The organism is Edaphobacter lichenicola (genome assembly GCF_014201315.1).
Taxonomy (GTDB): Bacteria; Acidobacteriota; Terriglobia; order Terriglobales; family Acidobacteriaceae; genus Edaphobacter; species Edaphobacter lichenicola_B.
The window spans coordinates 743,657-758,330 of record NZ_JACHDY010000001.1; the positions used below are offsets into that span (position 1 = coordinate 743,657).

The following is a 14,674-nucleotide window of genomic DNA, read 5'->3' on the forward strand; positions in this document are numbered from 1 at the left end:
TGGTCTTCTCTCTTCTATTTTTATGGGGACGCAACCACCCGCGATACAACTCCTGGCTTTGGAGCTTAGTTGGCATTGCATTGGGTTGGATCGTGATAAAAGACTGGTACCTCTTTCACGGACACCCTGTGCCAGTCGCAGTCAATAGGGTTTTTGCCATTGTGGTTTGCATGATCTGGCTGGCATCAGTGGCCTGGAGTTCTCGCGTTCAGCCAATTCTGGGTCGCACCATGAGAGTAGCTGTGACGATGTTTGGATTTGTAGCGCTGAGCGGGGTTGTCATAATTGGACAAGGGGTTTTGTTTTCATGGCAGGCACGTCACCTGAACTCCCTTCGCCCCTTGCACCAGCGGGCGGAAGGTAGGCTTTCCTCTGATCGCTCCACTCGACTCATCTGGATTGTCCTGGATGAACTCTCTTATCGACAAGTCTACGAACATCCTTACCAAGGCCTAAAGTTGCCTGCCTTTACGGAACTCGCGAGTACGGCGACAGTTTTCACCCACGTTGTACCTAGCGGTCTGTATACCGAGCAGGTCCTCCCGTCTCTGATGACAGGACGACAATACGATGACGTGCGTACCTCTGTTGCGGGTTGGCCTCTTGAGGTGCATGACCGATCCTCGAGAACCTGGGGGACCCTGGACCCTCACAAGACGATCTTTCAGGATGCGCTCGATGCAGGCTACAGCACGGCGATCGCGGGTTGGTATAACCCGTATTGCCGCATTCTGCCAGAGGTTCTTGACAGCTGCTTCTGGACAAACCATATAGATTTGCCCGGCGCTATGTATCCAGCGCAAAGCATCGGTTGGAACAGTTACCAGCCAATAGTGCGTCATTTTGTAAATCTGGCGAGGATGGCACGTCTACTAGCGCCTCAGGAGGCCACTTCCACCGAGGTTAGCTTCCACCAGCAGGACTACCAGGAGCTTATAGCAGCGGGCGACATACTGCTCAGAGAACCCTCGGCCAACTTCGTTTTGTTGCACATGCCGATCCCGCATCCAGGTGGGATCTACAACCGGCACACCGGTAGCTTTGCGGTATCTCATCCAACTTACATCGACAACCTTGCCCTCTGCGATGTCTACCTGGCGCATGTTCGGCATGAGTTAGAAGAGAACGGAACGTGGAATAATTCCGCTTTGGTGATTATGGGAGATCACTCGTGGCGAGTTCATATGGGCTGGGGGAAGAGCCGGGAATGGACAGAAGAGGAGCGTATTGCTTCGGACAATGTCACATTTGACGATAGACCTGCCTACATTGTGAAGCTTCCTGGGCAGACAACGCCTGCACACATTGACGAGCCGTTTGAATCGATAAGAACGCGTGAGCTCTTCGACAAGCTGTTGACGGGGCAGATCGAAACACCGGAGCAGCTAAGCGCGTGGGCGATGCGGAGGCCATAATACGGGCTCATCTGGAGTGCGTCCCTTCTCGAATCTACTTTTTGCGGAGACGTTCCGAGGGGGATTCGCGCTAAGGCTTACGCTGTTGGTTTATCTGGAGGGGGCACGACGGCGCAGAAGTCCTCGAGGAAGCGGTTGGTGTATTGGCCGATGAGATCTTCGATGCGTTCGGCAGAGTCGGCGCGGAGGATGAGACCGGCGTGATGATGACGATTGAGACGGTGAACGATCTCGGGCGCATCGTAGCTGCTGGTGTCGGGATGATCCTGCCGCGCGAGGCAGATAACGCTGCCCGCGTATTGGTTGTTTAGATTCGGCAGCGTGTACTCCATTTTGAGGAGTGTGGCTACTTCTATTCTGGCCCACTCGACCCAGGGATTGATGCCTGAGGCGAACTGGACGACATCGGCAATGTGGGCGCCACCGACGCGAGCTGCGGTTTCGAGGAAGTAGAAGCTGCCGTCGGCTTGCGATTTGATGAACTCGGTGTGGGTGACGCCGGAGACGAGGCCGAGGGATTCGATCACCTGTTTATGAATTGTGCTCAGAGCGACGGCGTCGTTCGATTCCCTGTCGATGGCTCGTGTGCTGAAGATGCCTCCCTGATGCATCGTCTGCATGGGCGGCTTGCCGTACTTGTAAGGTGCGCCGAAGAGTATATTGCCGTTCCAGGTGACGCCTTCCATGTGAAAGATCTCGCCGGGGACGAAGCGCTCAAGGACGTAGTGCGACTGAAGGTCGGCTAGTTCGTCGAGAACGGGCCATAGGGCGTCTGGGGACTCGATCTTGCGGATGCCGATGGCGGAGGCGTTGGTGCGGGGTTTTAGCAGCCATGGTCCGGGGACGTTATGGAGGAACGTGCGGAGATCGTCGTGGTTGAAGACTCCGGTGAACTCGGGGACGGGGACTCCTTTTTGTTTGGCGCTTACGCGCATGGCGAGCTTGTCGCGGAAGTTTCGGGTGAGTGATTCGCCCATTCCGGAGAGGCGCATATGTTCGCGGAGCAGGGCGGCTACTTCGAGGTCAAACTCGTCTAACGCGACGATGCGGTCGATGGGGTTGGTGCGTGCGAGATAGGTGACTGTGTTTAAGACCTGGTCGGGGGTGAGCTTCTCCGGCATGGTGACGAGTTTGGTGAGGGACGCGCGGGGCCAGTCGGCGTGCTCGAGTTTTTCGACGGTGAGCAGGAGAACGCTGGCGCCGAGACGTGCGGCCTCTTTGAGAAAAGGCTGGCCTTTTTCGTAGGTGCTGATGCAGAGAATCGTGGGCATTCGTTGCGTCTCAGTCACACTGGCTCCCTGTAGTTAAGAACAGATTGGCTACCACTCCAAGATTTCAGGCTTGGTTAGAGTACACCTGTTTTTGCGAAGGAACAGAACTACGATGACGCGGGCTCCTCGGCGAAGGTTTGTTTTACGCCGTCCTCAAGCGTGGTGAAGGGCGCGGTGTATCCGGCGGCGCGGAGACCTGAGATGTCGGCCTGGGTGTAGTGCTGGTAGCGGTTCTTCAGGTCACCCGGGAATGGGATGTATTCGATGTTGCCCTGGCCGTGAACCCGCATGAGCGCCTGGGCGACGGCCTTGAAGGTGCGGGCTTCGCCGGTGCCAGCGTTGACGACGGCGTGGATGGACTTTTTGGGACTTTCGGGGAGGAGGCCGGCGAAGAACATGTTGATGCGGGCGAGGTCTTTGACGAAGACGAAGTCGCGGCGCTGTTCGCCGTCGGCGTAGCCGCCTGAGCCCTCGAACATGCGGATGGCGCCGGTGTCTTTGAGCTGGCGGGTGAAGTGGTGGATGACGCTGGCCATGCGGCCTTTGTGCTGTTCGCGCGGGCCGTAGACGTTGAAGTAGCGGAGGCCGACGACGGTGCACTTCATATCGTGAAGATGGCGGCGGACGTAGTTGTCGAAGACGAGCTTCGAGTAGCCGTAGACGTTGAGTGGGCGCTCGTTGGCGGGGAGTTCGGTGAAGTTGGTGCTGGCTCCGTAGACAGCGGCGGTTGAGGCGTAGACCAGGGGAATCCTACGGTCGAGTACAAAGTGCAACAACTCTTTGGAGTAGGTGAAGTTGTTGTCCATCATGTAGCGGCCGTCGTCTTCAAGGGTGTTCGAACAGGCGCCCTGATGGAGGATGGCGCGGATTCTGGTGTTCTCAAAGTCGCCGGCTTTGAGTGCGGCGCGGAACTCGCGCTTGTCCATGTAATCGGCATATTCGGCTCCGGCGAGGTTGAGGAACTTCGGGCCGGTGAGGTTGGGGGCGGGAGCGAAGTTGTCCACCAGCAGGATGTTGCGTTCGCCTGCGCGGTTGAGCTGGTGGATGAGGTTGCTGCCGATGAAGCCTGCTCCGCCGGTGACGATGATCACTTCTTAATCTCCTCGCTCGGGGTTGGATTTGCCGTGAGCTTTTTTACGAGGTTGGTGGTCGAGAAGCCTTCTACGGTGGGGACGATCTCGACTCGTCCTCCGTAGGCGATCACATCTTCGTGACCGACCACGGTTTCGATGGTGTAGTCGCCGCCTTTGACCAGTACGTTGGGCCGCAGTGTGCGGATGAGTTCGAGGGGTGTGTCTTCTTCGAAGAGAACCACGGCGTCTACTGCGGCGAGAGCAGCCATGACGCGGGCGCGTTCTCGTTCCGAGACGATGGGGCGGGTTGGGCCTTTGAGGCGGCAGACCGAGGCGTCCGCGTTGAGGCCCAGGACGAGCTTGGAACCAAAGCGGCGGCAATCTTCGAGCAGGGTGATGTGGCCGACGTGGAGGAGGTCGAAGCAGCCGTTGGTGAAGACGATGGTCTCGCCGGAGGAGCGCCACTCGGCTACGCGGAGTTTGAGGCGGTCGAGGTCGAGGATCTTTTCACCGGCGGTGAGCCCGGAGCTGGGAGTGAGGGCCGCGACGAGCTCGTGCGCTGCGATGGGTACGGTGCCTACCTTACTGACTACGATTCCTGCGGCGAGGTTGGCGAGGTCGACTGCGGTTTCGATTTGTAAGCCGCCTGCGACTCCAGCAGCGAGGGTTGCGATGACGGTATCGCCTGCTCCTGAGACATCGAAGACCTCGCGGGCGCGTGCGGGTGAGTGATAGATGCCTGGGTTGCCTTCTGATGGTGGCCTGAGGACTGTGATTCCCTTCTCGCTCATGGTGACGGTGAGGAATTTGAAGTCGTGTTCTGTGACCAGGGCCTGGGCTGCGGCGAGGAGTTCGTCGGTGTGGTGAGAGGGGATGCCGGTGGCTGCGGAGAGTTCGCCTAGATTGGGACAGACGGTGGTCGCGCCAGAGTATTTGCTAAAGTCGGGGGTTTTGGGGTCGGCGAAGACGGGGATGCCTGCGTTGCGTGCGGCACGGATGACGGACTCGCAAAGAGAACGGGTGAGGGCCCCTTTGGCGTAGTCGGAGAGGATGACGGCGTGGACCTTTGCGACGAGCTCGGTGGCGCGCTCCTGAAGGCGTTGCGCTTCGATCGCTGGGACCGGGTCTCGGCTCTCGATGTCTAGGCGGAGAAGCTGCTGCATGCGGCCGACGATCCGGGTCTTCGAGATGGTGGGGAGCGAGCTTGAGACGACTCCGGCGGTGTTGATGCTGGCGCGTTCGAGGATAGCTGCTAGTTCTGCCTGCTCGGAGTCACTGCCCCAGAGGCCCGCGAGGAAGGTCTGACAGCCGAGGCCGGCGAGGTTCATGGCTACGTTGGCCGCTCCGCCTGCGCGCTCGTAACGCTGGGCGTGGCGGATGACTGGGACCGGGGCCTCGGGGGAGATGCGCTCGACCTCGCCGTGGATGTAGCGGTCGAGCATGATGTCGCCAATGACGAGCACTTTGAGTTGACTGAAGCCGCCCTCAAGCAGGTTCAGGATCGAATGAAGTTCGGGCAGCATGAACGAAAAAGATCTCCCGCGAACATCATCGCATCTTTGAGCGAAGGTGAGTGTTCTCGGCTAATCGAGGATGGCGCGAACCTCGGTGATCACCTCGTCGACCGTGATGGAGGTGAGGCACTTCTTTCTTTCGACGATGCAGGTTTCGAGGCCGCAGCCCCAGCAGTCGGTCTGGTGGTAGACGACGCGATGCTGCTTGCCGTAGGGGAACCAGACGCGAGGCTTGTTGCGGGCGGCAAAGATGGCGACGCACGGGGTTTGAACGGCTGCGGCGAGGTGCATGGGGCCGCTGTCGTGACCGATGAACATTTGAGACTGGGCGAAGACGGCGGCGCTCTCGCGCGGAGTAAGGATGCCGCAGAGATTGATGACGGGTTTCGAGGAGTTTTGCTTCCAGCCGTCGGCTGCGAAGTTACTGGCTTCGGCCTCTTCGAGGGCTCCGCAGAGGGCCAGAGCGTGGTCGGTGTAGAGGGCAGCAAGGTGTTGCAGGAGTGCACGCCAGTTTTCCCGGCCCCAGTCCTTCGATTGAACTTTGGTTCCTACGCTGACCGCTATGACGGGCAGGGCTGCGGCAGGGGCGAGAGCTTGTTTGGCGCGGGCGTGCTCGTCGGAGGTGAGGCGGAGGTCCCAGCTTGCGGCGTTGTCGAGTTGAGCGTCTCCCAACTCGGCGAGATTGCGGGTGAGGCGCGCTCCCTCTGGTTCGAGAGCCTGGGTGAGTTTCTCCCAGCGGTTCTGCTGCATGTCGTCGGTGAGGGGGACGCCGATGAGTCGCTTTATTCCGCAGAGACGGAAGAACTTTTCGTCGCGGCGCGCTGACTCTACTCCGCGGGCGGATCCCATATAGACCAAAACTTCCGGGCGCCAGAGGAGGAGCTGCCACCAGAGAGAGATTAGCTCGCGTGGGCTGCGCATACCGACGACGTAGCGAAAGTAGCCGTGGACGAGGCCGCTGTTTTCTAGGATGGCGGCGGCGGGCGGGGCTTTGACATTGACGGGGAAGTTGGTGAGGATGCGGCGTTCGGCCTGCGGGAAGGCGCGGGCTACGAGGTGCAGGGCGGGGAGTGCGATGAGGGTGTCGCCGAGGCTGCCGAGGCGGTAGATCAGGACCCGTTTTGGGGAGGTTGCCATTGTCTCTGTCTAGTCTGCTTGGTTCCGGGAGTTACCGCAAATAGGACGAAAGGGGCAGGAGGAGCCTGTTAGCCTGATCGGGCTAGGAATGTGGGGGCGAGGTACGTGGGTTTGAACGAAGCGAATCACTTGATTTTTGTCTCGATCGCTACGTATCGCGATCCGCAGCTGGTTCCTACGATGGAAGACTGCATCGCGAAGGCTCGCCAGCCTGAACGGCTGCGCTTTGGGATTTGTTGGCAACACGATCCCAAAAAAGATACGCTTCCCTTTCGCAATGACGACTGCTTCAGAATACTTGCTGTTGACTGGCGGGAGAGTAAGGGGGCCTGCTGGGCGCGCTCCGAGGTGATGAAGCTGTGGCGGGGCGAGGACTGGTTTTTGCAGGTGGACTCGCACTGCCGGTTTGCTTGGGATTGGGATGCGAAGCTGCTCGACGAGATGGGGCAGACAGGGAGCGCTAAGCCGATCTTGAGCACGTATGCCTCGCCGTTTACGCCTGGTGGCGACGAGGTGTTGGTGGATGGGCCGCTGCAGATGGTCTTTCAGGGATTCACCGAGGATGGTATTCCGCATATGAAGCCTCTAGCGATAGCGGATTGGCAGAACCTGACGAAGCCGCGACGGGCGCGATTTCTTTCGGCGGGATTTATGTTTGCGCAGGGCACTTTTGTGGAAGAGATTGGATACGATCCTGAGTTGTATTTTCTGGGGGAGGAGACGGCGATGACGCTGCGCGCCTTCACCAGCGGATATGACCTGTTTCATCCGCAGGAGACGATCGTCTGGCATGACTACGGCAGGTCGACCGCGCCTAAGCACTGGGGCGATCACACTGAGCATACTGAGGACAAGGCCGGTCTCGTGTGGCATGAACTGGACTTGCGCAGCAAGGAGAAGGTTCTACGGCTGCTTGCGGGACAGCCTGTGGAGAGCTATGGATTGGGATCGGCGCGGAGCCTTGAGGAGTATGAGGCTTATGCGGGACTTTCGTTCAACCTGCGAAAGGCTCAGGATTACACGGTGCGGGGTGGGGAGCCACCGAATCCCGAGGCTGCTGCCGACTGGGCCGGACAGATATTTCCGTGGATGGTGCGGATCACGTTTGATCGCGCGGCACTGCCTGCTGCTGCGCTCGACGATCCCGAGTTCTGGTATGTCGGGGTGAAGGATGAGAGCGGCGCTGAGATCTATCGTCAAGATATTCCGCAGTCACAGCTTGCCAAGCTTCCGAGCGGCGAATCGAAGATCGTTCTGGTTTGCGAGTTCGAGTCTGGGGCGATTCCGGCGGCTTGGACGGTGTGGCCGGTGAGCCGTTCGCTGGGATGGCTGAACAGGATTGAAGGCACCCTGGGCGATGAGGATTATGCGATCGTCCTCGAAGACGACACTGAATAAACTTCTGGCTTAAGCTGTTGCAGTGCCTTCGAGTGGTTACGACCCTGACCGCTACTACTGGTAAAGTCTTTGGTTGGGAGGAGGCCTATGCTCGATGCACTTTTGATAATCCGGATGCAGGACGAGATGACAGCGGCCCTGCATGAGACTGAGAACGAGGTGGCGTTCGAAACGGGAGCTGATGGCTTGATGGCGCTGGCGATGGCGCAGCACCGGGCTAACTTCGAGCTCTGGCATGAGGAGGATAAGGCGCGGGTTCCTGGGGTGCCTGATGCGGAGATCGTGCGGGTGAAGCATGCGATCGATGCGTTAAACCAGCGCCGGAACGATCTGGTAGAGAAGATGGATCTGTGGCTGATGGAGCGGCTGGAGCAGGATCCGGTGGCTCCCCTGCACTCGGAGACGCCGGGGCTGATGATTGATCGACTCTCCATTCTGGCGTTGAAGATTTACCACACGCGGGAGGAGGCGCACAGGGGGAGCGCGACCGAGGAGCATCGCTCGCGCAATGTGGGGCGGCTGGCGCTGCTGGTGGAGCAGCGCGAGGATCTGGCAGGCTGCCTGGATGTGCTGTGGAGCGAGGTGCTGGCGGGCAGGCGACGGTTTAAGCTCTATCGACAGATGAAGATGTATAACGACCCTGAGTTGAACCCGGCGGTGTATGGGCGGGGATAACCGTTGCAGTGTGATCGAGACTCGCACGATAGAGACGGGCTTCAGTTGCACTGCACTGAGGTGGGGTTGACCTTACGGCCAGGTCTGCGTATAAAACCGACACGAGAACAAACCAAATGAGCACCCGTTAGAATGGGAGAGCTCAGAAACGCCTTAGGCGACAGGAATGACGATGGCTCAGACAAAGACTGCAACTGTACCTACTGCAACAAAGCGTGCTCCACGCACACTCGCTGGAACCATTCCTCAGACAAACGACAATGCGCGCGCGCAGTTGGTGGCTCACTATGAAGTTGCGCTGCGGCTGATGCAGGAGGGGAAGTACGACAAGGCGCACGCGGCGTTCGACAAGATGCTGGCCGCCGGGGCGGGCGAACTGAGCGACCGGGTCCGCATGTACTCGACGGCTTGCGCGCAGCAGATGACCAAGGGAAAGAATGCCTTTTCCAACTGCGAAGAACAATATGACTACGCCATCTCTCTGCTGAACGACGGACACTACGAAGATGCGCGGGAGCACTTCCACCTGATCCTGAAGGAGAACGAGAAGGCGGATTATGCCTTCTACGGTCTGGCGGTGCTGGCGAGCATGACGGGGGACTCGCATCACTGCCTGGAGCATCTGACCGAGGCGATCCGACAGAATCCACGGAACAGAATCCAGGCGCGGGCAGACTCGGACTTTCAGGATATGGCCGACGATCCGCGCTTTACGGAGCTGCTGTATCCCGAAGCATAACTACGAACTTGCTCCAGGTCTACTGCGCTTCGTTTAGGCTGGTGTAGGAGAACCTGCGCATGTCGTTGCGGAAGCTGACCGAATCGAAAGAGAAAGACCTGCGCGTGGTTGCCATTGGCGGCGGCACGGGGTTGTCGACGCTGCTGCGGGGGCTGAAGCGGTACGTGGTGACTCCGGACCGGAGGAGAGGGATTCGGCTGGGAGAGTCTGCGCGGGTCGAACGGGCTCCTACGCCGCCCTGCCCTGAGTCGCACTGCATTATTCGGGAGCTTTCGGCGGTGGTGACGGTGACCGACGATGGCGGCTCGTCGGGGCGTCTGCGCGAGGACTTCAAGATGCTTCCGCCGGGGGACATCCGGAACTGCATGGTCGCGCTCTCGGAGGATGAGCATCTTCTGTCGCGGCTGTTTCAGTATCGCTTCGAGCATGGCGAGCTGGAGGGGCATAGCTTCGGCAACCTCTTTGTGGCCGCGCTCTCGCACATCACGGGAGACTTTGCCCAGGCGGTGCAGATGTCCTCGCAGATTCTGGCCGCGCGGGGGAAGATCTTCCCTGCTACGAATACGAACGTGACCTTGGCGGCGGATATGGACGATGGCTCGCTGGTGCGGGGGGAGACCAATATTACGGCCAGTAAGCGCAGCATCGTGGAGCTGCGGCTGGAGCCGGAGACTGCCGATCCTCTGCCGCAGACGCTGGAGGCTATTGCAAATGCTGACCTGATCACTCTGGGGCCGGGGTCGCTTTACACTTCGCTGATCACGAACATGCTGGTTCGCGGCATCCCGGAGGCGCTGTCGGCGTCGCGGGCTACCAAGGTGTTTGTGTGCAATCTGATGACGCAGGCCAACGAGTCGCTGGGGCTGACAGCCTCTCAGCATATCGAGAAGATCATGCAGCATGCGGGTGGGGTCAAGGTTCCAATCTTCGACTATGCGCTGATCAATACGGGGGATATCTCGGCGGCGCGGCTGGAACAGTATGCGCGTGAGGGGCAACAGCCGATCGTGGCGGACCTGGAGCGCGTTCGGGCGCTGGGGGTGGAGCCGGTGATGGGCAACTTTGTCCATGAGGGCGATGTGTTGCGGCATGACTATGACCTTTTGGCGGAGCGGCTGCTGGAGCTGGGGATGGAGCGTCCGGTGGCGGTTTCGGGTGTGGGGTAGGTACCCCCTCCCCGTACTTAATGTGTGCAAAGTCTTCGAAGATAATGGTTTAGGTCTGGACTTCTCCTTGCTTAATGGTTGAAATGAGATGCCCCGGCTTTTGGCCGGGGCATCACTTCCTTCTGTATCCAGTATAGCGAGTGGAGGGAAACTCATGCGCCAGGTGTATGTGCTTGGCTGGCAAGGAGTTTGGGCGTTTTGGGGGTTGACAGCTAGATTCAGCGCGGCGTAGCCACTAATTATGTTTGTTGAGCTGACACCAATCGGGCTGCAAATCATTTCTAGATGAGTGATCCACTGCGTGGCAGGAGCTTGTTGGTTTTGGCGTTGCGACGAGCTGTTGCAGAGTCTCTCAAGATCATTTTGAGTCGACTATGCTTTGGGTCGTGGAGCTCAAGGCCGGTATGAAAGGAACTGAAGGCACCGTCGGCTAAGCTATCGAAGTCTATCGCCCTCACCCTGCGCTTGAGATGCATCATTATCCGTTGGTTCTGGATACGGCCGAGGAGTTTGCAGTAGGTCCGGAACGGGATGTCTCCTCTGCGGGAATTACATGATTTGCACGCCAATACAAGATTGAGCGCCCAGTTCGAACCCCCATAATTCGCCGCCAGCAGATGATCTTTGGTCCATTTCACTTCATTGGAAAACTGAACATTGCAATAGATGCAACGATTCCTTTGGAGTGTAAGTATCTGGCGGGTCTCCGCGACAGTATGTTTCCCGCCCGCTAACGAAAGGCTCTTCCTGCGACGTTGTAATCGCTCGTAAATATACATCCGACCCTCAGCTTGCAAATAGCGTGAGGAGTGCAAAACCCAAACGGGATTGCCGCATTCACAGGCGATGAAATCCTCTGCATCGGCCCGAGATTTCCTATAGGAATTCACTACAGACAGAGAGCGGAAGCTAAGACTGGTCATTGGGGATGCGCATTTCACGCAAAGCGCTTGCCCAAACATATGACTCTTGAAGATTGGAGTTAAAAATCTTGGGAAGTCACTGCGTTTCGGCAAGTGAAAGACAAAGCCATAGATCTTGCATTCACGGTCGAACTCTGCGCGCCTGAACGAAAGGCCACCGCACTGGCCGTATGCTCCGAGGCCGCCTATGCTCCAGAAGTCGGGATCACGGTCTTCAAGACGGCCAGCTGCCAACGCCGCTGTCCTGTGCTTCGAAATTAGTTTTCCGGCTGCGGTCATCGCTAGCCACGCATTCCCGTTCTTCAGCACTATCGCATTGCAGTCATGACGGTATTTGCCGGGATTTACCCTATACCATCCTGCCTCTTCCAAATCGTTTCTTTCTCTACCAGCCATGACGAAGCATTATCTCGCATTTGTGGCACTGCCCCCGAATCGTTAGCGTACATAAAATTCCGTTTCTTGAAGTTATACCTATAGGCAGGCCGCAGCCAAAAGGCGAAATACGGGGGTCTCTCCACTGCGCTGTTCACGATGAGACTGTGAACAGCTTCGGTCGAGATGACGAGTTTTGAGGGTGGGGTGGGAACAATAAAGGCGGAACTGTACGGGCGGATGGTCTACATCCCATCTCAGGTTCTACATCCTATCTTAGGCGCAATGTTGGGATCTGTTAGAGAGCGATCTCGACGAGGGGCGTGGGAGGCGGGGACTCGAGGGTTCGCTTGAGTTGGCCGCAGGCGGCGTAGATGTCGCGGCCGCGGGGCTTGCGAATGAAGGCCGGGATGCCGCCGTCGCGGAGGCGCTTTTGGAAGATACCTACGTCCTGCGGGGTCGGCTCGTGGAAGGGCATGTCGGGGCCTGAGTTCCAGACGATCAGGTTGATCTTTGCCTGAGATTTGGCGCGGAGATTCTTCAAGAGCGCGATGAGCTCGTCGGCGTGCTGGCGCTGGTCGTTGATGCCTCCGAGGAGGACGTACTCGAAGGTGACGCGCTCACGGGGGCGCAGCGGGACGGCGGAGATGGCTTCGAGGAGCGCGGCGATGTTCCACTTGCGGGTGATGGGCATGATGGACTCGCGGACGACGTCGTTGGAGGCGTTGAGGCTGACGGCCAGCTTGGGGCGGATGGTCTCGCTGGCGAACTGCTGAATGCCGGGGAGTATGCCGGAGGTGCTGACGGTCATGCGGGACTCGGGGATGCTCATGGGGCCGGTGAGGAGACGGACGGCGTCCATGAAGGCGGCGTAGTTCAGGAAGGGTTCGCCCATGCCCATGAAGACCAAATTGATTCTGTCGCGGCCTACTTCGACCTTGTGACGGTTGAGGACGGCGGCTACCTGGCCGGCTATCTCGCCTGGGGTTAGGTTGCGGCGGATGCCCAGCTTGGCGGTGAGGCAGAACTGGCAGTTGACGGCGCAGCCTACCTGGCTGGAGATGCAGATGGTGGCGCGCTTGTAGTCGTCGTCATCGTGGGTGGGGTGCTCTTCTTCTTCGGCGGCCTGGGTTCCGTCGCCGCGCTCGCCTCCGTCGCCTCCGGGCATCCAGACGGTCTCGACGGTCTCGCCGTCGGCCATGCGGACGAGGTAGCGCTCGGTGCCGTCGATGGAGCGGGCGGTCTGGAGGAGTTCTGGCAGACCTACGGTGTAGCCTGCGGAGCTCAGGGTGGTGCGTAGGGTTGCCGGGAGTGTGGTGATCTGGTCGAGCGAGGGGGTGCGCTGGGCGTAGAGGGCCTCATAAAGCTGACGTGCCCGGTAGGGGGGCTGACCGAGGTTCTCCATCAGACCGGTCAGCTCCTGGAGGGAGGCGCCGAAGAGAGGTTGTGCCTCAACTATCGGATTAGATAAGTTTATTATTTCATTCATTTTATTATGCTTATTAGGTATGTTACTTTGAATCGAAGATCGTGATGACGTGCTGGAGCATCTATATAAGTCTACTCCGATAGGTACAAAAGATGGCGCAGGTGGCGCTGTGAAACAATGGAGTCTGAAGGAGTCTCATGTCTGTAACGCTAGTAGATGATGCCGCAATTACGAAGACTGCCACGCGCAACATCAGGAAGACTGTGTTGTCGAATGGCCTGTTGGTGCTGACCGAGAGCATGCCGCACGTGCGGAGCGTCTCGATGGGAGCCTGGGTGGGCTCTGGTTCGCGGGACGAGACGGCTGGGGTGAACGGGGTCTCGCACTTCGTCGAACATATGGTGTTCAAGGGTACGACCTCGCGGTCGGCGCAGCAGATTGCCCGGGAGGTGGATACGATCGGGGGCAATCTGGACGCGTTTACGGGGAAGGAGACGGTCTGCTTCAACATCAAGGTGCTGGATGAGAATGTGGCGCCGGCGCTGGATGTGCTGTCGGACCTGGTGCTGCACCCGACGTTTGCGCCGGAGGATGTGGAGCGGGAGAAGGGCGTGATTCTGGAAGAGATCAAGATGGACGAGGATAACCCCGACTATCTGGTGCACGAGGTGTGGACGCAGAACTTCTGGAAGGGCGATGCGCTGGGAAGGCCAATCCTGGGGACGGCGAAGACGGTTTCGAGCTTCGATCAGCAGACTCTGCTGAACTTTTATGCGGGGCAGTTTACTCCGCGGAATATGGTGTTTTCGGCGGCGGGAAACCTGGAGCATGATGCTTTTGTGGGCCAGGTGGAGCGGGAGTTCGGCTCACTGGCGGCCAGCGGGGACAGCGTTCCGGAGAAGGTGGCGGCGCCGAGGGCTACGCCGCACATTACGCTGAAGAGGAAGAAGTCTCTGGAGCAGGTGCAGCTGTGTCTGGGGATGCCGGCGCCTCCGGTGAACGATTCGCGGCGGTATGTGGTGTACCTGATGAATACGATGCTGGGCGGCGGGATGAGCTCGCGGCTGTTCCAGACGATTCGCGAGGATCGGGGGCTGGCGTATTCGATCTACTCGGAGATGAACCCGTTTCGGGATACGGGCTCGCTGTGCGTGTATGCGGGGACCTCGGTGGACAAGACGCAGGAGGTGTTGCAGCTTACCCTGCAGGAGTTGCGGCGTCTGAAGGAAGAGACGGTCAGCGAGGTGGAGTTGAAGCGGGCCAAGGATCAGCTGAAGAGCAATATGGTGATTGGGCTGGAGAGCTCGGGCAGCAGGATGGCGAATCTGGCGCGGCAGCAGATGTACTTCGGCAGATTTTCCGGCGTGGATGAGATTATGCACGAGATCGAAGCGGTATCCACGGTCGACGTGCAGGAGCTGGCGCAGGAGCTGTTCAAGCCGGAGACGATGGCGTTGACGCTGCTGGGAAATCTTGGGACGATGAAGATCGAGCGGGAAGATTTGGCCTGCTAGGTCTCGCTGCTGATAGATTTGTTCGGTGGTAGAGATACAGAATTG

Annotated in this window: 12 protein-coding genes; 6 read left to right on the plus strand and 6 right to left on the minus strand. The window is 58.8% G+C overall.

What is annotated here, in order from left to right:
- Window positions 1-248: 248 nt before the first annotated feature.
- Window positions 249-1,415 carry a sulfatase-like hydrolase/transferase gene (locus HDF09_RS21235; RefSeq protein ID WP_260180969.1) on the plus strand — a complete coding sequence of 389 codons (1,167 nt, stop codon included), beginning with the start codon at window positions 249-251 and terminating at the stop codon, window positions 1,413-1,415.
- Window positions 1,416-1,492: 77 nt separating this feature from the next.
- Here the strand turns inward: HDF09_RS21235 and HDF09_RS03130 are convergent, their stop codons facing one another.
- The 4 genes from HDF09_RS03130 to HDF09_RS03145 all read right to left on the minus strand — a co-directional run bounded on the left by HDF09_RS03130 (window position 1,493) and on the right by HDF09_RS03145 (window position 6,410).
- Window positions 1,493-2,686, minus strand: a complete 1,194-nt coding sequence (locus HDF09_RS03130) for an ATP-grasp domain-containing protein (protein WP_183761319.1) — start codon at window positions 2,684-2,686, stop codon at window positions 1,493-1,495.
- 107 nt (window positions 2,687-2,793) lie between these two features.
- Entirely contained in the window at window positions 2,794-3,777 is a 984-nt protein-coding gene (rfaD, locus tag HDF09_RS03135) for an ADP-glyceromanno-heptose 6-epimerase (protein ID WP_183761322.1), read from the minus strand.
- Window positions 3,774-5,282 (minus strand): bifunctional D-glycero-beta-D-manno-heptose-7-phosphate kinase/D-glycero-beta-D-manno-heptose 1-phosphate adenylyltransferase HldE, encoded by a 1,509-nt coding sequence (gene hldE / locus HDF09_RS03140; RefSeq protein WP_183761325.1) that lies wholly within the window; start codon window positions 5,280-5,282, stop codon window positions 3,774-3,776. The genes rfaD and hldE overlap by 4 nt, the downstream gene beginning before the upstream one ends.
- A gap of 60 nt (window positions 5,283-5,342) precedes the next feature.
- A complete protein-coding gene (locus HDF09_RS03145) occupies window positions 5,343-6,410 on the minus strand; it encodes a glycosyltransferase family 9 protein (RefSeq protein ID WP_183761328.1) in 1,068 nt (355 codons plus the stop codon).
- A gap of 129 nt (window positions 6,411-6,539) precedes the next feature.
- Between HDF09_RS03145 and HDF09_RS03150 the strand changes: the two genes are divergently transcribed.
- The 4 genes from HDF09_RS03150 to HDF09_RS03165 all read left to right on the plus strand — a co-directional run bounded on the left by HDF09_RS03150 (window position 6,540) and on the right by HDF09_RS03165 (window position 10,388).
- Complete coding sequence (locus tag HDF09_RS03150) at window positions 6,540-7,808, plus strand: GlcNAc-transferase family protein (protein WP_260180892.1); 1,269 nt, start codon at window positions 6,540-6,542, stop codon at window positions 7,806-7,808.
- A gap of 87 nt (window positions 7,809-7,895) precedes the next feature.
- The gene (locus tag HDF09_RS03155; protein ID WP_183761334.1) at window positions 7,896-8,483 is read left to right on the plus strand and encodes a DUF4254 domain-containing protein; all 588 of its coding nucleotides are present in this window, start codon (window positions 7,896-7,898) and stop codon (window positions 8,481-8,483) included.
- Window positions 8,484-8,655: 172 nt separating this feature from the next.
- Window positions 8,656-9,222, plus strand: a complete 567-nt coding sequence (locus HDF09_RS03160) for a tetratricopeptide repeat protein (protein WP_183761337.1) — start codon at window positions 8,656-8,658, stop codon at window positions 9,220-9,222.
- 59 nt (window positions 9,223-9,281) lie between these two features.
- Complete coding sequence (locus HDF09_RS03165; RefSeq protein ID WP_183761340.1) at window positions 9,282-10,388, plus strand: gluconeogenesis factor YvcK family protein; 1,107 nt, start codon at window positions 9,282-9,284, stop codon at window positions 10,386-10,388.
- A gap of 281 nt (window positions 10,389-10,669) precedes the next feature.
- Here the strand turns inward: HDF09_RS03165 and HDF09_RS03170 are convergent, their stop codons facing one another.
- Both HDF09_RS03170 and rlmN read right to left on the minus strand, forming a co-directional pair.
- On the minus strand, window positions 10,670-11,707 hold the full coding sequence (locus HDF09_RS03170) for an HNH endonuclease (protein ID WP_183761353.1): 1,038 nt from the start codon (window positions 11,705-11,707) through the stop codon (window positions 10,670-10,672).
- A 277-nt stretch (window positions 11,708-11,984) separates the two neighbouring features.
- Window positions 11,985-13,175: a dual-specificity RNA methyltransferase RlmN gene (gene rlmN, locus HDF09_RS03175; protein WP_183761356.1), complete on the minus strand. Its 1,191-nt coding sequence runs from the start codon at window positions 13,173-13,175 to the stop codon at window positions 11,985-11,987.
- Window positions 13,176-13,312: 137 nt separating this feature from the next.
- Here rlmN and HDF09_RS03180 point away from each other — a divergent pair, with 137 nt between their 5' ends.
- The gene (locus HDF09_RS03180) at window positions 13,313-14,629 is read left to right on the plus strand and encodes a M16 family metallopeptidase (protein ID WP_183761359.1); all 1,317 of its coding nucleotides are present in this window, start codon (window positions 13,313-13,315) and stop codon (window positions 14,627-14,629) included.
- Window positions 14,630-14,674: the final 45 nt, after the last annotated feature.

Bases quoted from the DNA above. Each gene is read 5' to 3' on its own strand.
- HDF09_RS21235 (WP_260180969.1), top strand. From the start codon at position 249: ATGTTTGGATTTGTAGCGCTGAGCGGGGTTGTCATAATTGGACAAGGG.
- HDF09_RS03130 (WP_183761319.1), bottom strand. From the start codon at position 2,686: ATGCCCACGATTCTCTGCATCAGCACCTACGAAAAAGGCCAGCCTTTT.
- hldE (WP_183761325.1), bottom strand. From the start codon at position 5,282: ATGCTGCCCGAACTTCATTCGATCCTGAACCTGCTTGAGGGCGGCTTC.
- HDF09_RS03145 (WP_183761328.1), bottom strand. From the start codon at position 6,410: ATGGCAACCTCCCCAAAACGGGTCCTGATCTACCGCCTCGGCAGCCTC.
- HDF09_RS03155 (WP_183761334.1), top strand. From the start codon at position 7,896: ATGCTCGATGCACTTTTGATAATCCGGATGCAGGACGAGATGACAGCG.
- HDF09_RS03160 (WP_183761337.1), top strand. From the start codon at position 8,656: ATGGCTCAGACAAAGACTGCAACTGTACCTACTGCAACAAAGCGTGCT.
- HDF09_RS03165 (WP_183761340.1), top strand. From the start codon at position 9,282: ATGTCGTTGCGGAAGCTGACCGAATCGAAAGAGAAAGACCTGCGCGTG.
- HDF09_RS03170 (WP_183761353.1), bottom strand. From the start codon at position 11,707: ATGGCTGGTAGAGAAAGAAACGATTTGGAAGAGGCAGGATGGTATAGG.
- rlmN (WP_183761356.1), bottom strand. From the start codon at position 13,175: ATGAATGAAATAATAAACTTATCTAATCCGATAGTTGAGGCACAACCT.
- HDF09_RS03180 (WP_183761359.1), top strand. From the start codon at position 13,313: ATGTCTGTAACGCTAGTAGATGATGCCGCAATTACGAAGACTGCCACG.